The sequence below is a fragment of the Pseudomonas sp. YNh genome (assembly GCF_037993085.1).
GTDB lineage: Bacteria > Pseudomonadota > Gammaproteobacteria > Pseudomonadales > Pseudomonadaceae > Aquipseudomonas > Aquipseudomonas putida.
Map to the genome: position 1 here is coordinate 88,860 of NZ_JBBMRJ010000019.1, position 20,289 is coordinate 109,148.

Annotated in this window: 15 protein-coding genes and 5 pseudogenes; 9 read left to right on the forward strand and 11 right to left on the reverse strand. The window is 58.3% G+C overall.

Going from position 1 to position 20,289, the window contains the following annotated elements; all coding sequences use genetic code 11:
• Nucleotides 1–32: 32 nt before the first annotated feature.
• On the reverse strand, nucleotides 33–980 hold the full coding sequence (locus WF331_RS19445) for a LysR family transcriptional regulator (RefSeq protein ID WP_340623220.1): 948 nt from the start codon (nucleotides 978–980) through the stop codon (nucleotides 33–35).
• A 101-nt stretch (nucleotides 981–1,081) separates the two neighbouring features.
• Between WF331_RS19445 and WF331_RS19450 the strand changes: the two are divergent.
• Both WF331_RS19450 and WF331_RS19455 read left to right on the forward strand, forming a co-directional pair.
• Nucleotides 1,082–2,394, forward strand: a pseudogene (locus WF331_RS19450) (L-fuconate dehydratase).
• 66 nt (nucleotides 2,395–2,460) lie between these two features.
• Nucleotides 2,461–3,762 (forward strand): MFS transporter, encoded by a 1,302-nt coding sequence (locus WF331_RS19455; protein ID WP_016500050.1) that lies wholly within the window; start codon nucleotides 2,461–2,463, stop codon nucleotides 3,760–3,762.
• Here WF331_RS19455 and WF331_RS19460 read toward each other — a convergent pair whose 3' ends face one another.
• From WF331_RS19460 to WF331_RS19470, 3 genes are all read right to left on the reverse strand, one after another.
• On the reverse strand, nucleotides 3,763–5,118 hold the full coding sequence (locus WF331_RS19460) for an aminotransferase class I/II-fold pyridoxal phosphate-dependent enzyme (protein ID WP_340623221.1): 1,356 nt from the start codon (nucleotides 5,116–5,118) through the stop codon (nucleotides 3,763–3,765). It lies immediately after the preceding gene.
• A complete protein-coding gene (locus tag WF331_RS19465) occupies nucleotides 5,118–6,503 on the reverse strand; it encodes a hypothetical protein (protein WP_340623222.1) in 1,386 nt (461 codons plus the stop codon). The genes WF331_RS19460 and WF331_RS19465 overlap by 1 nt, the downstream gene beginning before the upstream one ends.
• Before the next feature lie 515 nt (nucleotides 6,504–7,018).
• Nucleotides 7,019–8,041: a zinc-dependent alcohol dehydrogenase family protein gene (locus WF331_RS19470; RefSeq protein WP_016500053.1), complete on the reverse strand. Its 1,023-nt coding sequence runs from the start codon at nucleotides 8,039–8,041 to the stop codon at nucleotides 7,019–7,021.
• A 206-nt stretch (nucleotides 8,042–8,247) separates the two neighbouring features.
• Between WF331_RS19470 and WF331_RS19475 the strand changes: the two genes are divergently transcribed.
• The 3 genes from WF331_RS19475 (at nucleotide 8,248) to WF331_RS19485 (ending at nucleotide 12,200) form a co-directional block, all read left to right on the forward strand.
• Nucleotides 8,248–9,162: a LysR family transcriptional regulator gene (locus WF331_RS19475; RefSeq protein WP_016500054.1), complete on the forward strand. Its 915-nt coding sequence runs from the start codon at nucleotides 8,248–8,250 to the stop codon at nucleotides 9,160–9,162.
• A gap of 153 nt (nucleotides 9,163–9,315) precedes the next feature.
• Nucleotides 9,316–10,584: a tyrosine-type recombinase/integrase gene (locus WF331_RS19480; RefSeq protein WP_054904295.1), complete on the forward strand. Its 1,269-nt coding sequence runs from the start codon at nucleotides 9,316–9,318 to the stop codon at nucleotides 10,582–10,584.
• A 368-nt stretch (nucleotides 10,585–10,952) separates the two neighbouring features.
• On the forward strand, nucleotides 10,953–12,200 hold the full coding sequence (locus tag WF331_RS19485; protein WP_323613555.1) for a tyrosine-type recombinase/integrase: 1,248 nt from the start codon (nucleotides 10,953–10,955) through the stop codon (nucleotides 12,198–12,200).
• A gap of 534 nt (nucleotides 12,201–12,734) precedes the next feature.
• Here WF331_RS19485 and WF331_RS19490 read toward each other — a convergent pair.
• Nucleotides 12,735–13,328, reverse strand: a pseudogene (locus WF331_RS19490) (class II aldolase/adducin family protein); the annotation flags it as partial.
• Between the two features lie 166 nt (nucleotides 13,329–13,494).
• Here WF331_RS19490 and WF331_RS19495 point away from each other — a divergent pair.
• Nucleotides 13,495–13,944: a response regulator gene (locus WF331_RS19495; RefSeq protein ID WP_232862528.1), complete on the forward strand. Its 450-nt coding sequence runs from the start codon at nucleotides 13,495–13,497 to the stop codon at nucleotides 13,942–13,944.
• Between the two features lie 160 nt (nucleotides 13,945–14,104).
• A pseudogene (locus WF331_RS19500) lies at nucleotides 14,105–14,299 on the forward strand (general stress protein); the annotation flags it as partial.
• 376 nt (nucleotides 14,300–14,675) lie between these two features.
• On the opposite strand, the pseudogene WF331_RS19505 reads toward WF331_RS19500, so the two are convergent.
• Nucleotides 14,676–16,222, reverse strand: a pseudogene (locus WF331_RS19505) (sensor histidine kinase).
• A gap of 182 nt (nucleotides 16,223–16,404) precedes the next feature.
• Here WF331_RS19505 and WF331_RS19510 point away from each other — a divergent pair.
• A complete protein-coding gene (locus WF331_RS19510) occupies nucleotides 16,405–16,785 on the forward strand; it encodes a response regulator (protein ID WP_102690229.1) in 381 nt (126 codons plus the stop codon).
• Nucleotides 16,786–16,800: 15 nt separating this feature from the next.
• Here the strand turns inward: WF331_RS19510 and WF331_RS19515 are convergent.
• Nucleotides 16,801–17,992: pseudogene (locus WF331_RS19515) on the reverse strand (cation:proton antiporter domain-containing protein).
• A 165-nt stretch (nucleotides 17,993–18,157) separates the two neighbouring features.
• On the opposite strand from WF331_RS19515, the gene WF331_RS19520 reads away from it, so the two are divergent.
• Nucleotides 18,158–18,574 carry a low affinity iron permease family protein gene (locus WF331_RS19520; protein WP_102690230.1) on the forward strand — a complete coding sequence of 139 codons (417 nt, stop codon included), beginning with the start codon at nucleotides 18,158–18,160 and terminating at the stop codon, nucleotides 18,572–18,574.
• Here the strand turns inward: WF331_RS19520 and WF331_RS19525 are convergent.
• The 4 genes from WF331_RS19525 to WF331_RS19540 all read right to left on the reverse strand — a co-directional run bounded on the left by WF331_RS19525 (nucleotide 18,571) and on the right by WF331_RS19540 (nucleotide 20,176).
• On the reverse strand, nucleotides 18,571–19,005 hold the full coding sequence (locus WF331_RS19525) for a response regulator (protein ID WP_102690231.1): 435 nt from the start codon (nucleotides 19,003–19,005) through the stop codon (nucleotides 18,571–18,573). The two genes, WF331_RS19520 and WF331_RS19525, sit on opposite strands and share 4 nt — an antisense overlap.
• A 67-nt stretch (nucleotides 19,006–19,072) precedes the next feature.
• Nucleotides 19,073–19,447, reverse strand: a complete 375-nt coding sequence (locus tag WF331_RS19530; protein WP_102690232.1) for a DNA methylase — start codon at nucleotides 19,445–19,447, stop codon at nucleotides 19,073–19,075.
• On the reverse strand, nucleotides 19,444–19,668 hold the full coding sequence (locus WF331_RS19535; RefSeq protein ID WP_102690233.1) for a DUF2188 domain-containing protein: 225 nt from the start codon (nucleotides 19,666–19,668) through the stop codon (nucleotides 19,444–19,446). The genes WF331_RS19530 and WF331_RS19535 overlap by 4 nt, the downstream gene beginning before the upstream one ends.
• A gap of 223 nt (nucleotides 19,669–19,891) precedes the next feature.
• A complete protein-coding gene (locus WF331_RS19540; RefSeq protein WP_102690234.1) occupies nucleotides 19,892–20,176 on the reverse strand; it encodes a DUF6555 family protein in 285 nt (94 codons plus the stop codon).
• Between the last annotated feature and the right edge of the window lie 113 nt (nucleotides 20,177–20,289).

Genomic DNA, 20,289 nt, shown 5'->3' on the forward strand with positions numbered 1-20,289 from the left:
GCAGCAGGCCTCAGGCAGGTGAAAAGGCAGGGTTATTGCGCCCGCAGGTAGCGCAGCAAGGTATCCAGGGCAACCGAGTTGGGCCGCGAGCGCAGGGTCAGCACGCCCAGGTTGGCCATGGTCAGCGGCAGCTCTACCGGCAGGATGGCAACCATGCCATAGCGGGCATAATGCTCGGCCACGTCATTGGGTACCACCGCAATCATTTCGGAGGCTTCGAGCATGGCGGTGGTGGCCAGGATCGAGGCGGTTTCAACGATGTCCAGTGACTGCACCATGCCCCCGGCCTGCAACGCACTTTCGACACGGCGGCGCATCGGGCTGCCGATGGGGTGCAGGATCCAGGTCAGGGCCACCAGGTCACTCAATTGCAACCCGACAGCCGCCGCCAGAGGGTGCCCGGCGCGGGCAATCACGCGCATCTGCTCACCGCCTTCAAACAGCTCGATGTTCAGGTCCTGGCTGTCGCTCTGGTCTGGCAGGCGGCCCACGACCATGTCGAAATCGCCGCGCAGCAACGCGGGCAGCAAGGTATCACTGGTGCCCACTTCCAGCGAGATACGCACTTTGGGGTGGTCGCGCTTGTAGGCCAGTACCGCCTTGGTCAGCACGCCCGGCACCGGGCCCATGACGCTGCCCACCCGCACCAGGCCCGAGGCCCCGCGCGCCAGTTCGGCGATTTGCGCCTGGGCATGCTCGAACTCATGCAGCGCGCTTTGTGCATAGCGGATCATCACCTCACCGTAGAGCGTTGCTTGCATGCCGCGCGGCAAGCGCTCGAACAAACGCACGCCAAGGCGTTCCTCAAGCTGCTGCAGCAACAGGCTGGCCGCCGGTTGCGTGGTGTGCATCGCCGCAGCGGCGCGGCGCAGGTTGCCGAACTCGCCCAGCGCATTGAGCAGCGTGATCTGGCGGCTGGAGATTCTCAATGCACCAAGGCTGGCAGGCGCCTGGGTTGGGTCGATTGGCAAGCAAGACATATCGAATCCGGTATCGCTGATTAAGAATTGGCGATTATGCCTGTATCGCTCGACAACCTACAGTCAGGTCTCCCAGCGCTTGAGCAGAACAAGAGTCGACCATGAGCATACGTATTACCCACCTGAGCGTTCGTGACATTCGTTTTCCTACTTCGCTGTCGCTGGATGGCTCCGACGCCATGAACAGCGCCCCGACTATTCGGCAGCCTACGTGGTGCTGCACACCGACGCCGAGGGCCTTGAAGGCCACGGCCTGACGTTCACCATTGGCCGCGGCAACGAGATCTGCGCGGCAGCGGTGCAGTCACTGGCCCCCCTGATCGTCGGCCTCAGCCTCGAAGAGATTACCGCCGACATGGGCGGTTTCTGGCACCGTTTTACCGTCAGCGACAGCCAACTGCGCTGGCTGGGCCCGGAGAAAGGCGTGATCCACCTGGCCACTGCGGCCATCATCAACGCGGTGTGGGACCTGTGGGCCAAGCGCGAAGGCAAGCCGGTGTGGAAACTGCTGGCCGACATGACACCCGAGCAACTGGTGCGCTGCCTGGACTTCAGCTACGTCACAGACGTGCTCACCCCCGAGGAAGCCATTGCCCTGCTCCGCCGCCAGGCCCCAGGCAAGGCCCAGCGTGAGGCGCAGATGCTGCGCGAAGGCTACCCCGGCTATACCACCGCGCCAGGCTGGTTGGGTTACAGCGAAGAGAAGATGCGCAAACTGGCCCGCGAGGCCGTGGAAGATGGCTGGACCCACATCAAGCAGAAGATCGGCGCCGACCTGGAAGAAGACATCCGCCGCGCCAGCATCCTGCGCGACGAAATTGGCTGGGAGCGCACCCTGATGATGGATGCCAACCAGGTGTGGGGCGTGGAGGAGTCGGTTGCCAACATGCGCCGCCTGGCCGCCTTCGAACCGCTGTGGATCGAAGAGCCGACCAGCCCGGACGACATCCTCGGCCACGCCACCATTCGCCAACGCATCGCGCCGATTGGTGTCGCCACCGGTGAACACTGCCACAACCGGGTCATGTTCAAGCAGATGTTCCAGGCCGGTGCGCTGGATTTCTGCCAGCTGGATGCCGCCCGCCTGGGTGGCCTGAACGAGGTGCTAATCGTGCTGCTGATGGCGGCCAAGTACGACGTGCCGGTGTGCCCGCACGGCGGCGGCGTCGGGCTGTGCGAATATGTGCAGAACATCGCCCTGTTCGACTACATCGCCGTGTCTGCCTCGCTGCACAACCGGGTACTGGAGTACGTCGACCACCTGCATGAGCACTTCATCGACCCGGTGGTGATCCGCCGTGGGCGTTACATGCCGCCGCAACGCCCAGGCTACAGCATCGAAATGCATGCCGAGACCCTGGAGCGCTACCAGTACCCCAACGGCGCGGTGTGGCTCGATATCAACCGTTCCTGAACAACAGGCCTGGGTGTGCCCCCAACCAGGGGCACACCACCAGCACTTTTCACGGGGAAAAAAACAATGACAACCCTCACCAGCGCAGCGGCTTCGGCCCCTGCCGCCACCACCGAGCAGCGCCTGAACGGCCTGCTACTGCGCAAATTGATGCCACTGCTCATCGTCGTCTACGTGATGAGCTTTCTTGACCGCACCAACATCGCCCTGGCGAAAGCCAGCATGGGCATCGACCTGGGCCTGTCGGCAGCGGCCTATGGCCTGGGTGCCGGCCTGTTCTTCCTGACCTATGCGCTGGCCGAAGTGCCCAGCAACCTGATCATGCACCGGGTGGGCGCGCGCTTCTGGATCACCCGCATCATGATCACCTGGGGCCTGCTCTCGGCGGGCATGGCCTTCGTCCAGGGAGAAACGTCGTTCTACATCATGCGCCTGCTGCTGGGGGTGGCCGAAGCGGGCCTGTTCCCCGGGGTGATGCTGTACCTCACCTACTGGTTCGACCGCGAACAGCGCGCCCGCGCCACGGGTTACTTCCTGCTGGGCGTGTGCCTGGCCAACATCCTCAGCGGCCCGCTGGGCGGTGCGCTGCTGGAAATGGACGGCGTACTGGGCTGGCATGGCTGGCAGTGGCTGTTCGTGCTCGAAGGCTTGCCTGCCGTGGCCTTGGCCTATGTGGTATGGAAGAAGCTGCCCGATGGCCCGGCTTCGGCGCCTTGGCTGTCGGCCGCCGACGCCCAGGACATCGAACGCCGCCTGGCCGCCGAACGGGCTGCCGCGCCACAGCAGAACAAACTGGGGCAGATGTTCCGCGACCGGCAGATCTGGCTGGCAATCGCGGTGTACTTCGTGCACCAGATCACCATCTACACGGTGATTTTCTTCCTGCCGGGTATCATCGGCACTTACGCTGCGCTATCACCCTTCCAGATAGGCCTGCTGACTGCCGTGCCGTGGATTGCGGCTGCCATCGGTGCTGCCACCTTCCCGCGCCTGGCCACCTCGCCACGCCGTTGCCGCACCCTGCTGTTCTGCGGCTTGCTGACCATGGCGACCGGGTTGCTGCTGGCGTCGCTGGCCAACACGTTCATTGGCCTGATCGGGTTTTCACTGACCGCCCTGATGCTGTTCGTGGTGCAGTCGATCCTGTTTGTGTTCCCGTCCAGCCGGCTGAGTGGCAACGCCCTGGCGGCGGGCCTTGCGTTTGTCACCACTTGCGGCCTGTTGGGTGGCTTCGTCGGGCCGTCGGTGATGGGCCTGATCGAGCAGGCCACCGGCAGCACCCGCAACGGCTTGTGGATCATTGCCGCACTGCTGGTGCTGGCAGCGGTGCTCAGCACCCGCTTGCGCCAGGGGCAAGAGCAGGCATAGTCAGCGTGAAACGCTGGCAGGTCGCCCGCAGCGCGGCTCCAGTGCCTGCGCCAGGCGCTCCACCGCCTGCTGCAGGTCATCTGGCTGGTCACCCAGCCAGACCAGGGCCATGTACTGCTGGTAACGCCCCTGCAGGCTGAACTGCCTGCCCGGCAGTGCATGCAAGGCGGAACCTGCCAGCGCCGCAACGATGCAATCCCACCGCAACGGTTGGCGAAAACGCACCCACAGCATGCGCCCCCCCTGGGGCGTCTGCATCGCCACCTGCTGACCGAACTGCAACGCCAGCGCGCGTACCAGATATTGCGTGCGCCTTTCCAGCTCGGTACGCAGCTCTACCAGGTGTATCTCGATTTGCCTTTTACCCAACATCAGGGCAAGCGCTTGCAGGCGCAGCGGCGCAAGCCGAAAGGCCCGTTCGGCAAATGCCTTGGCCAATGCCGCGTCATGGCTTAGCACATAGGCGTAAGGTGCCTCGGCCCCCACTGCGGTCTCGAATGCCCCCAATACCAACAGCGAGCGAGGGTCGACCCAGTCGCGCAAGCGCGTGCGTGGCGGCCCGCTGTAACAATGTTCACTGTCCAGGTCGTTTTCCAGCAACCATACAGGGTGCTGGCCCAGTAGCTGACCAAGCTGCTGCTGGTAGTGCGGCGACACCAGCCGCCCTTGCGGCATGCCCAGGCAAGACGGCATGACCAGCATGCACACCGGCTCGGCGCCCAGCAACCGGGCCAAGGCCCGCAGGTTCGGGTTGCCGCGGCTATCTGCAGGTACTTCCAGCACCCGCATGCCGGCACGTGCCAAAGCGTGCAGCACCTGCCAGCAACAGGGCGACTGCACCAGCACCGTTCCGCCCTGCAAGGCAAGCCCCGCGAGCACTGTATCCAGCAACGCTTGCACATCAGGGGCCAGTTGAACGTCCTCGGCACGCCAGTACAGGCTGGAGGAACGGGTATAAGACTCAGCCACGGCATTGCGCAAACGGGTATCGCCGAGCGTTTCCCACGGTGCAACACCGCTGGCGCGCTGACGGGCCAAGCGCCGCTCGTGGCCTAGCAGCATACGCTCCAGCAATGGCTGCACCGGCAAAGGTGACTGCGGGTGCATGGGCGCTGCCGCTGCCTTGGAAGCGACCTGAGCGTAATAGCCGGACCTTGGCAGACACTGGACGCGGCCTTCTTCCTCCAGCAGGTTGTAGGCACTCTGCACGGTCGCCAATGAAACCCGCAGCCGCCGGGACATTGCACGCAGCGACGGCAACTTGCAGGGGCCACCGCCTGAGGCCTGCTCGATCAACGCTTCCAGGTAGCGATACACCTTGCGATAGGCGAACTCGCCAGGAACCGCTTGCCCCATCAAGGCAACGCCGCTGGGCCACGGCGGCGCCCCGACGACGGCCTTGGCAACAGCCTGAGGTGCACGTCGCGGCGGGCCAGGTGGCTCTGCAAGCGCCAGGCCGTCAACGGCGTGCGCCCTTCATAGATCGCCCGCAACTGCCCCAGCGGCAGGCCACTGGTATTCACCAGCCAGTCCCTCACCGCATCGGGGCAGGGTTTGCCTTGCAAGGCCCGGTGCAGGTACGGCAACGCTACCAGCATGTCGGCATGCCGACATTGCAGAAAACGCTCCAGCTTCTTCCCCTGCCGGGCGAACGGGCTGAACAGCAGGCACACCAGTTGGGTCTGGTTGATACCGTAGGCTTTACCCAGCGGTAGCGTTTGTACATCGCGAGGCTTACTGTCGGCCGAATGGTCTGCCAGCCGCAACGCCGGGCGAGCAGCCGGCAGCTCAAGGCTGCGTGCACGCAGCTCGCGCAATTGTGCCGGCGCATACGGGTCGACGAATGCCGACAAAGGCCAGGCATCCTCGGTAGTTTCGAGTCCACCGCCCAGCATCGCGTCAAGTTGCTGCCCTTCAAGCAGCTGCGGCAGCAGGTCATCCATGGCAATCACCCGCAACGGTTCCTCCTCCGTGACAGCGCACTGTGTCGGCTTCGCCAGGCTGCCCGGAGAGACTTCGATAACAGCCTGCAACCGGCTCAGCCCGTGGGCCAGCGTCGCCAGGCACTGATGCAACACATGAGGGCCGCGCTCCCCTGCCAGGCGCAGGCTACGCCGGGCCCAGGCCAGGTATCGGCGCCGCTGGCGCACGGGAATGGCGGTGATCAAGACGTCGGCCGGTGTCGGTGCCTGCAATGCACAACACACGGCATCCGCCAGCTCCAGATGCAGGCGGCTACCCAGCAGGGCTTCGGGCCTGGCATCGACCATGTGACCAAACATCAGCATGGCGTTCCTCGCCAGCAGCCCACGTTCGGGCGCAGCCGAAGGCCGACGGCTGAAGGGCACCACGTCGCGCCCTTCGATCATCTGCAACTGAACCCGCGGGTCATCCTGCATGAACAGGGCACTGAAACTCCGCTCGTGGCCTTCGAGCGTATCGCTGGCGGCCACCGGCAGGCTGACCACCAGCACCCTCAACTGAAAGGTTACCGGCGCACGCAGGGCGATGCTCAGTTGCGCCGCACGCAGCATGGCCAGCAGCCGGACACTGCGGCAATCGCCGCCCTGCAGCACCAGCACGCGGAACGTACCGATGCACTCGAGCCCACCTGCCGCCACCAGCAATCGCTGTATCAGCAATTGCAATGATGCCCGCTGCGCCTGCGACATCTGGCTCAACAAGCGCTCGAGCACTTGCTGGTAGATATAGTGCATTGCCTGATCGTGAATAGCCGTCACGAAATCACCTCATCAACTTCATGCAGCCAACGCGTGCTGAATCTTGTGTTCAAGTTTCAATACGTCCTGTGCTTACCCCGAAGAAATTCCCTACAACCAAATTGAAGTAATGACGTAACGCATCACTGTCGCCAGACCATCGAAAAAACATCAATGCCGCGACGGCCCGTCGCTACCACACATAGCCGATCCTCAGGCATAGCCATGCTCATCCCACGCTCCTTGCGCAAACTATCATGGGGCTATTATCGGGGGATGCAGAGCGAATAGAAGATACAGATCGAGGTAAAAAAACCATTCAGCAAGATTGCAGAGACACACTGAACCTCTAGCAGGAAGCGTTCAAGGCTGAATAGTTGGCGGAATATTTCCACGCAATCACAGGCCATTGCCTTATATGTAGTCCACGTCTGACTTCAATGTAGGAATGGTCTTTTTATTGGGACTGAAATAATTCTGCTCGCCCACAAAAAACCCGGGACTCTGCCCGGGTTTGTCGGCATTGCGAACCGCTGTCAGTGTTGCGCCATGTCCAGCACCACTCGCCCACCGCACGGGCATTGGTCCATGTAACGATGTGCCTCCACCACCTGCTCGAACGGGTACACCTTGATGATCTGCGGTGTCAGCAACTGATCAGCAGTGAACTGGTTGATGTCGCGCAAGGCACGCTGCAACGCCACCTGGTCCTGGCTGATGCCGAGTTCCGGTTTGCCGGTGAAGTTACCGATGCAATGCACGTAGAACTGGATATTCTTCTGGAAGGCTGCACAGGCCGGGAAAGGCGTCTGGTTACCGCCCTGCAGGCCATACAGCACCAGGCTGCCACGCGGCGCCAGCACATCGCCCAGCAGCGACATCTGCGGCCCGCCCATGCCGTCGAGGACCATGTCCACGCCGCGGCCATCGGTGTACTTGCCTACCTGCAGTAACAGGTCCTGCTCCTCGGTGACAATCACCTTGTCGGCACCCAGGCCCAGCAGGTACTCACGCTGCTCAGCCTCTTTGGTAGCCGCGAACACTTTCAGCCCCAAGGCCTTGCCCAATTGCACGAAGGCGGGGCCGGCACAATGGCTGGCATCGGTCACCAGCGCGGTCTGCCCGGCCTTGGCACGTGCCAGGTCAACATAGGCAAAATAGGCGATCAGCAAGGGCGTGTAGTGCACGCTGGCCTCGATCGGGGTGAGCACATCCGGGTAGCGGGTAATGGCGGTGCGCGGGAGCACGATGACATCACCGTACACCGGGTGGTCATTGGCACTGGTGGCCGGGAAGCTGGCGACCCGGTCGCCCACCGCAATGTCCTCGACCCCTTCACCGACCGCAGTCACCACCCCGGCCATTTCGTGGCCGATGCCCGCCGGCAGGCGTGCCTGGGACGGCGCCAGGTTCTGGCGCCAAAGCACGTCATACCAACTGACGCCAATCGCCTCGACGCGGATCTGTACCTCGTCGGCGGCGGGTGACGGTTCGGCCTGCTCCTCGCAACGGAGCACATCGGCAGCGCCGAACTTGTGGAAACGGATCATGCGGGACATCGCATACCTCGCCTTTGTGAACCTCTAATTACCACTGACTTTATCCGGGCTTTGGCGGTTAGACCATCAGTGGTCATTAATAGTCGACATGCTTGTCATCGATTGGGCACCTGACTTTCCCTGCAATTGGTCCCCCTAAACCCGTGCAGGGTAACAGCCTTTGGCCGTAAGATTCACCCCTGCCCCACTTTAGGCGAAGCGCACCGATGAATCGAAACGACCTGCGTCGTGTAGACCTCAACCTGCTGATCGTGTTTGAAACACTGATGCATGAGCGCAGTGTGACCCGCGCCGCGGAAAAACTGTTCCTCGGCCAGCCGGCCATCAGCGCGGCCCTGTCGCGCCTGCGCAACCTGTTCGACGACCCGCTGTTCGTGCGCACCGGCCGCAGCATGGAGCCGTCCGCACGGGCCCACGAGATCTTCGCCCTGCTGTCGCCAGCACTGGATTCGATTTCCACTGCGGTCAGCCGCGCCGCCGAGTTCGACCCTGCCACCAGCAATGCGGTGTTCCGCATCGGCCTGTCGGACGACGCCGAGTTCGCCCTGCTGCCCCAGTTGCTCAAGCGTATCCGCGCCGAAGCACCGGGCATTGTGCTGGTGGTGCGGCGGGTCAACTACCTGCTGATGCCAACCCTGCTGGCCTCGGGGGAAATTTCGGTGGGGGTCAGCTACACCAGCGACCTGCCGGCCAACGCCAAGCGCAAGGTGCTGCGCCGCAGCATGCCGAAGCTACTGCGCGCCGACAGCGTGCCCGGCGGTATCACCCTGGACGACTTCTGCGCGCGGCCGCATGCGCTGGTGTCGTTTGCCGGCGACCTGTCCGGCTTCATCGACGAAGCCCTGGAAGAACTCGGCCGCAAGCGCCACGTGGTGCTGGCGGTGCCGCAGTTCAACGGGCTGGGGAGCTTGCTGGCGGGGACGGACATCGTGGCCACTGTGCCGGACTACACCGCCGATGTGCTGACTGCTGCGGGCGGGCTGCGGGCCGAAGACTTGCCGATACCCGTGCGCAGTTTCGAACTGCACATGGCCTGGCGCGGGGCGCAGGACAACGACCCGGCGGAGCGGTGGTTGCGGTCGCGGATACAGATGTTCTTTGGGGACCCCGATAGCCTCTGACCGAGTTCCACTGAGAACCAATAATGCTTCAAAAGCATAGACTTAGAGCAAATCATCGTCCGTTTCCGTCCATCGGAATCCACTCAATTCCAGCTTGACTGGGGGTATCTTTGGGGGACACCAAGCCCAAACTGAAAAAGATACCCCCACATCATGTCCCCCGAAAAACCGCCACCCTTCCGCCAGAAACTCAGCGATGCATTCATTCGGTCGTTGACCACATCAGGCAAGTACGCCGATGGCGACGTGCCGGGTCTCTATCTACAAGTGCGTGCCTCGCTCAAGCCTGGCAAATCTCCCTCCCGGCACTGGCGACTGAAGTACCGTCTTCGCGGCAAGGAAAACGTGTTCGTGATCGGCAGGTATCCGGATGTGGGCTTGAAAGAAGCCCGCGAGCTCGCCCGGGCAGCGCGCAATAGCGTGGCCAATCACATCGACCCACTCAAAGCCAAAAAAGCCAAGATTGAGGCGCAATGGCTAAATGAGTCACGTACGTTCGCCTACGTCGCTGAGGAGTGGATGAAGTTCAAATCCGCCGACCTAGTCAGCAAATCCGTCGCAGGATTTCGCGGCGCACTGCAGAACCACATTTTACCCGCTATCGGCGAGCGGCCCGTCAGCGAAATCAAACTCGAGCACATCACCGCGATCATTACCGAGTTGCGATACAAGCGAATCATGGCGATGGCGAGGCGCGTGCGGACGATCATTCGCTCCATCCTCGGCTTTGCCGAAGGACGTGGCTGGGTCGAGCGAAATGTGGCCCTGAGCAACACTGAGGAACTCAAGATCCGCCACGTGGTGACCAGCAACCCGGCCATTGAGCGGCCTGCTGATCTGGGCAAGTTTCTGCTGCGCCTGGATGATCTGAACCTTGGGAGCGTGGCCTATGCGATGCGCCTACTGGTGCTGTTGCCGGTTCGGCCGGGCGAACTTGTGAAGATGCGCTGGGAGGATGTCGATATGATCGGCGCCGATTGGCGATATGTGGTCAGCAAGACCAAACATCTGGACAAGAGCAAGCATATCGTGCCGCTCCCAGAGCAAGCGCTAGTCCTACTGCGCGAGCTGCACAAAGATCGGTTGGTTGATGATGCCGGTCACGGCTGGGTGTTCGGATCGCCTGTCTATCCAGGCCGGTCAATCGATGCGACGTCCATCCTCAAGTCGCTGCAAAAAGTCTGGCCTGAGTACGCAATCACCGCTCACGGCTTTCGGGCTACCTACCGCACGATCGCTCATGAGCATTTGGGCATCGATCCAATTGTACTGGAGCTGTCGCTATCGCACCGGATGCCAGGTGCGCTGGGAGCAGTTTACGCACGCGCTCAGCTCTTGAGTCAGCGCCGGGAAGCCGCGCAACTGTGGGCGAATTACTTAGATCAGCTTCGGAACAATACAAAGCTAGCGCTTGCAGATTAATCGCCGCCCCCTGAATTGAAGCCCAACGGTAACGGCCCCAGTCGTCTTTCTTCCCGTAACACGCCAAACGAATTTGGCGGAGTATGCGGGATTCGAACTCAACAGCACAGCTCCAAAAGTCAAAATTTTTACTGATAAAAATCAATATCTTATGAAAATCAGTTCGAATGCAGCGTAGTCATTCGAAGTGTATTTCCACTCCCGACCACCGGCATCCAAAACCCGACGCCCGGCCGCTCTAGAACAGCATATTTGGGGTAGCTTGAATGTTGCCGCAGTCTTCTAGCTTCCGCCCAGTTCCGCCTGTTTCCTGGCTACGAGTGGGGGACCAAATGGGGGACCGGATTTAAAGATCGGAGGTCACCACCATGCCCAAGCTCACCGCGAAATTGATTGAAAACCTCAAGGAGTACGGCAAGTACGATGATGGCGATGGCCTGCGCCTTGTCATTCGAAAGTCTGGAAAAGCGTGGGTGCTGCGCTACCAGCTTGCAGGCAAGCGCAAGGAAATCGGCTTGGGCCCTTACCCTCACTATGGATTGAAGGAGGCGCGCTCCCGCGCCGACACCCACAGAGCATTGATTCGTGAGGGCATCGACCCCTTGACACATAAGGCTGATGCACTCCAGCAGGCTGAGGCTGCTAGGATTGCTCGAGAGATGAATCTTGAAAACACTTTTCGCGCTTGTGCGGTGGACTACATCGAAGCCCATAGAGCTGGCTGGAAAAACGCAAAACACGCGCAACAATGGGTCAACACTCTTACTACTTATGCATTTCCCTTTATCGGAGAAAAGCCAGTCGACGAGGTTGAAACAGACGATATCCTGGAGATTCTGAATCCAATATGGACCGCTAAGCCTGAGACAGCGTCCAGGGTCAGGAATCGGTTAGAACTCGTTCTCGATGCCGCCAAAGCACGCCGACTGCGCACGGGTGAAAATGCCGCTCGCTGGCGAGGTCACCTGGACAAGCTTCTGCCCAGAAGAAGGCTGACAGATCGTGGTAACCATCCCGCTCTACCTTGGGAGCAATTGCCAGCCTTCATGGCGGAGCTTGAGCATTCCACTGACCTTAGTTCAACTGCGGTGAAGTTAACCGTTCTGTGTGCTCTGCGCACAAGCGAGGTGATAGGTGGGTACTGGGAAGAAATTGATCTGGACGAAGAGATTTGGACTATTCCGGCTGCGCGAATGAAAGCCGGACGCCAGCACCGGGTACCTTTATCTGAAGCCGTCCTTCACACGCTCAGATGTCTGAAGGCGGAAAGCAAAAGCGAATTGCTTTTCCCGGGTCGAAGCATGAGTCGACCGCTCTCGAACATGGCAATGCTACAAAAAATACGCGGAATGGATGAGAAGTCCTTAGCCAACGACGGACCAGGCTGGCGCAATGAAGCTGGCGAAGTCATCACCATGCATGGTTTCCGATCAAGCTTCAGAGATTGGGCCGCCGAGACTACTAATTTCGCCAACATCGTCCCTGAAATGGCCTTGGCGCATAAAATCAGTAGTGCTACTGAAGCAGCGTATCGACGAGGCGATCTGCTGGAAAAACGAAAACAACTTATGGAGGAATGGGCTTGCTATGCATTGTCAGGTTGCAAAACCACTTGACACAAGCCGACGCGGGCTGAAATGGCCACGACGATTCGCTAGTTCTTAATTGCATACAGGGAGAATGGGCCACACACGACTTTCGCCGTATCGGGACGACCACGATGCATGAGCTTGGTGTGATACTCGAGATCATTGATCATTGTCAAAATCACTTGCGAGTGAGACTTAAAGGCGCGCTGCTATTATCTGGAATATGACTATACCAAGAAGAACAATCAGATTGAACCAAGTGGAAGACCGCCTTAAAACGATTATTCGAGCCCCAGCAACTGCAAACTAGCCATAAACTAAACTCAACAGGTAACGAGACTCGCACCGGACTTGCGAGCTATTGAAATCCAATGATTATCTATCACCCCCCAATAGGAGCGGCCTTACTCTCTTTGCATCGACACTCAAGATTTCTAAAAAATGACGGGACCAACCAACAACGACTTCCAATGTTTATACAGGCCATTGGCTGTGGGTCGGAACAAAAACATATTATTTGCCAGCTCAACCCACTGCCATCGCTTATGACGCGTAGGTCATTCAGACCACACCCCAATGCAAGCCACGCTCATCGCTCATTTTGCGCACCATCGCGCTAAAGAACTGTGTAGCGAAACCACTCTCACGGATCAGCATGGCCGTCAGACCCGCGCACTTGGCGGCAATGCCATGTTCCAGCATATGGTCCTCGCCACCCAATGCTCCAGCAGCGCACTGATTTTCCGCAGCGCGCTGGACAGTCCAAGCTAGGAACAACGCTTTCTCGATGCTGCTTTCACCCACTGCGATTCCATGGTTGCGCAGCACCAGCACGTGCTTATCACCCAGACTGGCAACCATCCGTGATTTCTCATCATCAAACAGTGTAATGCCCTCGAAGATGTGGTAACCCACTCGGCCGTAGAGTTGAGCACCGTAGAAATCGTCGTGAGTAAATCCTCGGACTTTTTGCGCCACGGCGCTCACTGCTGTTGTGTGTGTATGGATCAGGCAGTTAATGTCTTCCCGCGCTTCATGTACGGCGGAGTGCAGGGCAAAACCAGCTGGATTACCCACATACTCTGAGGTTTCAAGCTTGTTGCCGTGCAGGTCCACCTTGAGTAGATTGACGGGAGTGACCTCGGTGTAATTCCTTAGAGATCCGCTTACAGATGGGAATGAATGGCACTAATTCATGTTGGACTGAATTTCTTGAACGCTGGCGATGTCGTAGTGATGGCGCGCTGCTACGTCTTGCTGGAAGAAAGCAAGCAGACCTGGATGTCCCTCCCTTCCTGCAGCCGCATGTCCGAGTACCCGTATGAAAGAGCTGCGTTCCGCTGCGAAGATAATTCGCCCAACTGTTCTCATCGTTGAGGATGAACCCATGATTCGAGAGCTTTTGACCCTGTACCTGGAAGAATGGGGGGCCATGGTGACAGCGGTGGCGACTGCCGATGACGGTAATGAGGCGTTGAGGAAGCAAGATTGGACGCTGCTGATAACGGATGTCCAAACGCCTGGTTTACTCAATGGGGTTGATCTTGCCTGGATGGCAAGCCAGCAAAAACCTCAGACGCGTATCATTGTCATGAGCGGATACTACGACTCTGCAGGGAGAGTGTTGCCGCCAGGTGCGGAGTTCCTTCCTAAGCCGTGGCCAATAACCCAGCTCCAGGAACTGCTCTGCGCTCAGCTTCACGCCGACGGGGCCGGAAGGTCGGCGTCTGCGAAGCTTGTTCCTTCCCAAACGTTCGCGAACAAAGCTTAAGGACGCCACACTCGCCTGCACCAGTTCTTTCGCGCAATCCGTCGGCCTCGGCCAAAACCCACGGAGTAAACACCCCCCGCCGTGACGTCCGAGTTGAACACAGACTTTCCTGTGTGACGACATGAGGTGAAAGATCATGGCTAACAACCAAACCAATCGTGGCCATCAAGGTGGTACTGCTCAGAACAATCCTAGCAATTTTGCCAATGATCGCGAAAAAGCGTCGGAGGCAGGTCGCAAAGGCGGGCAGAGCTCAGGCGGCAATTTTGCCAATGACCGTGAGCGTGCCTCCGAGGCAGGCCGTAAAGGCGGGCAAAGCAGCCACGGCGGCGGGCGCGGTAGCGAAAACCGTTAACTTGAAATGAGCCTGGCCGGGGTGCATAGCACTCTGGCCACTTTTTGAGAAAATGAAAGCAGTCTTAAGAAGACAGCGAAATGGGCAACAAGGGTTTGCCTCTCGCTCGAAGACGACCGCCAACGAACACTAGCGCCAATGACGCTGCCGCTAGCAATAGGCTCAGCCCTAGCATTTGGCTAGTGAGGTTATGAAATCCTGAAGCCGCAGCGCCGATTATGGCCAACATTCCTGAAAGCCCAGCGTAGCCTACCGCAGTCATCAGCCATCCCCAGTTACGCATCCCCTACTCCTCCAATGATGATGCCAGGTCTCGAATCAGCCTGATTACGACCATACGCATCTGGCTAAGTGCCATCGGTGTGTGCAGGCGCGCCTAGAGTTTGAAGCGTACATGGATACAGCTTTTACTATCCTGCCGATCAACCTCCACTGCCGCGCTACCGTAACCGGAATAGCTTTTGACCAATCGCATGCCAAGCCCCGTACCTGTCGGCTTAGGATAATTATCAGGGAAGCCGTCGCCCTCATCCCTGACGGTGAGTAGGGCATGGTCGCCGGCATGCTTGACGCCCACCTCAATGTCGCCCTTGCCATACTTGAGGGCATTCGTGATCAGTTCAGAAATTACCAGTCCCAAGGGCGCCATTCTTTCTGGAGGCAATACGAAGTCATCAGCCTTCAGCACAATTTTGCGGTCGGCTAAGGCTCTGCCCAGATCCCCCAGCAGAGCAGTAAGGTAATCACGAGCACGAAGTTCTTGATCTTCGGCAGCTTGGTACAGCCGCTCGTGAACCGTGGCAATGGTCACTACTCGGCCTGCAGCGGTTTCAAGCTGCAATTTAACCGCTGCATCAGGCGTGAGATTGGCCTGCAGCAACAGCAGCGTATTTACCAAGTGAAGGCTGTTCTTAACGCGATGGTGGATCTCTTCGAGATAGAGGTCGCTTCGGTTTTGCTTGCTATTCTGAGCCTCGATGAGCGACAGCAATTCAGCTTCATACTGATGACGCTCTGTGATATCCCGCGAAACGGCAATAATTCGCTCGACCTCGCCGTCTGTACCTAATATCGGCGCCACCGTCACATCCCACCATTTCGGAACGTCGGGAGATATCGGACAATATGCCTCAAATCTAGCGGGTTCACCGCCACGAACTTTCCCGACTGTTTCCCAGACGAGAGAGCGAGCCTCCTCGGGCCACAAGTCATACCAGCGCAACCCTTTGACCTTGGTAGTTGGACCGCTAGGAAGGTAAGCCCGGCTTCGTTCATGAATTCGATCTCACCGCTTGGCGTCAAGATCTCAACCCAATCAGGGCTAGCGTTCAAAAGGGTTTCCGAATAAGGGTCGGCAAGAGGGGCATCCGTACCCGCAGACATTCGTTCGAGGGCCATGGAAATGACGTTCGAGATACCTTCCAAAAATACCAGATCGCTCTCTACAAAATCGTCTCCGTAACTGCTATCGGCCTCAAGAACACCAAACGGGCTTAGAACACCCCGGATCGGGACATTCATTGCACGCTCAATACCATATTTCTTCAGTAACTCCGGTGTCCGAAAGCGGCTCTCCGTGCCTAAATGATTCGAGAGGACGGGCCTATAGGTACTCAAAGCGTATCCAGCTGGGCTAGCCGCGTCGGCACCCACCGTGGCCCGTCCGATGTCAGAGGCATCCCAACCAACACCATGGGACAAGACAAAACCTTCTTCGTCAGCCACTGGTTGAAGCACCTTTGAAAATCGAGTTTTCATTCCTTCCGCGACGACTTCACATGCATGGGTGAGTAATACATCCAAATCAGTAGCCTTCAAGGACATCACCCCGAACTCGACCACGAGTTCATGCTGACGGTGCAGCCGCGCATGGGTCTTCTTCAAAGCCGTTCGGATTGTTTCGTCCGCTGGTAGCTGCTGCATAGTCTTCCCTTCCGGATTAACGGGAAACGCCCAAACTCCTTTTTGAGCGTGAAGGCGGTTCGCTTACCGCCTCCTACGATAGCCGTAAATCCATAACGGCGCATGACACACCACTCATCGCTTCGGAGCAACGGCTCAACAAGCCAGAGCCCTAACACATAGGAGAAAAGAGCAGACCTTTCATGCCGAAAACCATTCTGATTGTGGAGGACGACGACCTTCTCAGAGACCTCACCGCTGAGAGTCTCTCGTCACTTTACGCCGTTACCATAGAGCCCTGTGCGAATGCTGACGAGGCGTTGGATAGGCTATCCCGTGACAACGCTCCCAGTTTGGTGGTGACCGATATCCATATGCCTGGAAGCATGGACGGCTTGGGCCTGGCGCGCGAGATTTGGCGCAGGTGGCCTACCCTGCCAGTCACTTTGACTTCGGGCGATGCAGTGATTGACACTGGCTTGTTACCTGCTCGAACAGCGTTTCTTCCCAAACCTTGGCAGATATCCGATCTCGCCTTATTAATCAACAAGCTAGTAACACTTCTACCTCAGGTAGAAAACTGATCCAGAGGATGCACCCTATCCCTTCCATGCTTCGTACCTGGCAAGAAGCGGCTGGACGCTCAGGCCATGGAGCAGAATGCTCAACGCCACCACTGACAGCACCAGGTTGATGCTCTGCGCGGCCAAGGTGGGAAGCAACCCATGATTAAGGGCATAGAACAGGTAGTAGAAGCTGCCGATACCTCGGATACCAAACCACCCTAAAAGCCCGCGCTGGCGGATATGTAGCATTCCTCGAGCCGGGAAAAGCAAGATGCTGATGGGACGAATGACAAAAAACAAGGCGCCGGCAACCAGCACTGCCCGCCAGTCCCAATGCTCAATGAGCACTGCCCCGAGCAGGGTCACCAGAAACACTTCCATTGCCCGTTCGATCAGGCTATCGAAAGCCAGCATGTCACCCAACATGATCCCCGCTGCTACCTGCGAGTCGTCGAGCCCTTTCACATCGCCTTTGACGGCCAGCTCTGGCGCCAGGTGCTGGTGACCAACCACAGGCTGTACCAGATGTTCAGCAGCCGGCTCCTCTGGACTATTGGCGGTCTTAACCTCCGCCTGCCGTAAACCGAGACCCGCAGCGAACACCGCAAGGAACCCATAGGCCTGTATCGACTCGGCGCTCACGTATGCCAACGCAATCAGGGCAAGGGCCAGATAGTCATTGGGCGAGACGGTGCTGTCGTCGTTGCGCAGACGCAAGAACAGCGTGAGCTTGCCCAGGCCGCGCCCCATCCAGTAGCCAAGCAGCATGCCTGCGGTTACTGCCCACAGCATGTCCTTGAGCAACCAGTCACTGAACCAGGCCTGGCCATTGTCCTGTTGCAGGAACAGTCCAAGCATGACGAAGGAACCGCCACGCCGTCGTTGAGCCCTGCCTCACCCGACAAGCTGAAACGGAAAAGATCATCGTCCTGGGCATCAACCACCTGCACCAGGGTTGCGAGAACGGGGTCAGTGGGTGCGAGGATCGCCCCGATCAGTAGCGAGATGCCCTCCCAAGTTCAGGCCGTAATGCAGCACCAGTGTTACACCCGCTCGACTTGCTCAGATCCAGCTGAAGAAGACCCAGCCCCGATGTACCCAGGCCGATACCCAGGGCAAGGCACACTACAGACGAGGTCACAGGGATCCAGCGCAGGTAGGAGGATGAGAGTGCGAGCAGCAGCAAGACTGCGCCCAGCATGGCGAACCAGACGATGAAGGTCATCTGCGCAGAAGCCTTGGGAAAGTGTTCAAGTATTTTTTTGACTTTTCGGTACCCCGCGTCGTTCCGCTGCGCTTAGTGGGCTCACCCAGCACCTGAGGGAATGTAAAATAAGATTTCAGCGCGACGCTGCGGTCAAACCCTATAGATCGCAGTGGAGATTACATCATGAAATTTGCCCAGTTCTGCCAATGGCTCGCCAACCACGCCGGTAAACCGAGCACCTTTTTGATCGCCGTGGTGTTGATTGCCATGTGGGCTGCGTCAGGGCCTTGGTTTCACTACAACGATACCTGGCAACTCATCATCAACACGTCGACCACCATCATTACATTCCTGATGGTTTTCCTGATTCAGAACACCCAGAACCGGGACAACGACATCATCCACGTCAAGCTCGACGAGCTTATCCGCGCTACGAAATCTGCGGAGCAATCAGTATTGGATCTCGAAGCGCTCGATAACCGGGAAATCCATAAACTTCGCAAGCAATACCAGGCAATGGGCAGCGAATGTGATCCCCACCATCATGCGCCTGCTGAGCATCAGACGGACGATTGTGCTCGGGATAACCTGCAGCGCTAGAGTCCTTGTTGGTCGAGCGGCGGGAGAGCTGAAGTTACATTTGCAGGGTGAAGCGCCTGGCCAATAGCTTGAGCGAGCTCGTCTATCGACCACGGCTTGAAGAGGTAGGTAACCGGTGGTGTGACCTGAGAAGCATCCAGCTGATAGCCCGAGGTCAGAATGGCGGGTAGCCCAGGCCACCTTTCGTGTGCCATGGAGATGAACTCCATACCTTTGATGCTTCCCGGAACACCGTGGTCGACAACGATCAACGAGCAGTCGCTATTGAGTCCCATCAAGTGAATCAAGGCATCTTCTGAGTTATCGAACGCATCGCAGGTGGCGCCCAACTCGATCAGGATGTCCACCAGAAGGGCTTGTAGCGTTGGATCATCCTCTACGACAACTACTGTCTTCCCTGACAGCGACAACCCCTCAATGTCGAGCTTCATCACCCTCTCTCCAGTCAGTAATCCAATTTTCGAGTGTTTCACTCATCCGGACATGCGTCGATGGGGGCTAAAGGCCACACATGCTCAATGGCCTTCGAACTTCGTCAAATCTCTCAGCATTTGATCCTTGCTGCAATGCCTGAAGTTGGACAACCAGTTCCACTTCTACCTTGTTGCCAAGATCATGCAGTCGTCGGGCAGTGGATTCATCGTAGCGAGCATAGCCGGCCTGGCCGAGGAGTCTAACCAGTGTTGAATGAGAAGCCTGGGCAAGCTTAACCGGCGTATCCAGGCCCTGCTGATCGACAAGAATCCGGTACGCCTCCACTGCTATGGTGGAGCGGATGCGCTTTCCCATGAGAAAACTGGCCAACAACCATTTGTACACGCCACCTACATCCGTCACCTCGATGCCAAGGTCACAGGCAGTAATGGTCTTCAACCTTTGCTGCTGCGCGGGTCAGTAGATCGTGGATAGGTGCGCTCCTCTTCGAGGGTGCCATCCGCTTTGTGGATCTTCACCGACGCCGTCTTACCATCAAAGAAATCTGCAAGGGTACTGACCAACTCCTGCTTTGTCGCAGCTCGTCTGAAGGCGCGTTCAGCACCGGCTTTCTTCAATTCCCAGCCATCCGATGTCGGGCTGAGGTGATAACTATCCATCACTTGGTTCTCCTCTCTATAGGGATTGGCCATCGTCCTGAATGTCTTCTTCAGCCTCAGCTGCATCCGTGGCATCGGCATCATTCAGTGGCGGCGACGTGGGCTTTTCAGGGTCGTTAATGAAGGGCACGTCGCTTGGGCCCTTCTCTTCTGAGCCTTCCGTTTTTAGGCTGCATGGCAACACCTCCAGGCACGTTGATGGTATGTAGGTCTTCAGGCCCCTTTAGGTAGCAGCTGAGAATTTGCCGACATCGATAGGTTGCGGAACGAATTCTGGGCCCTCGCCAGCCAGCCTCCACTTCACCTTGGCAACGCCATAACGCTCAGCCATCGGGCGACTGACCAGCTTGATGTTCTGCTGACTGAATCGCGGGATGATGCCAACACCGGCATCGCAACTGGCCCAGTGCCAAGCGACACCGTTGTCTATTTTTTCCAGACGGATAATGAATGTCCGAGGCTCACTGTGAAGCTCGTACTCAATTACATAGAGCTGCTGTCCCACCATCAGAATCCCTCCCTAGTCATGCGCTATTGAGCAAACCGGTAAAAAATAATTGAATCGCCCCTGGTTTCGTAGACACCTCCAAGCCTCATAATGAGGCCCAAATAGGAGGTGCC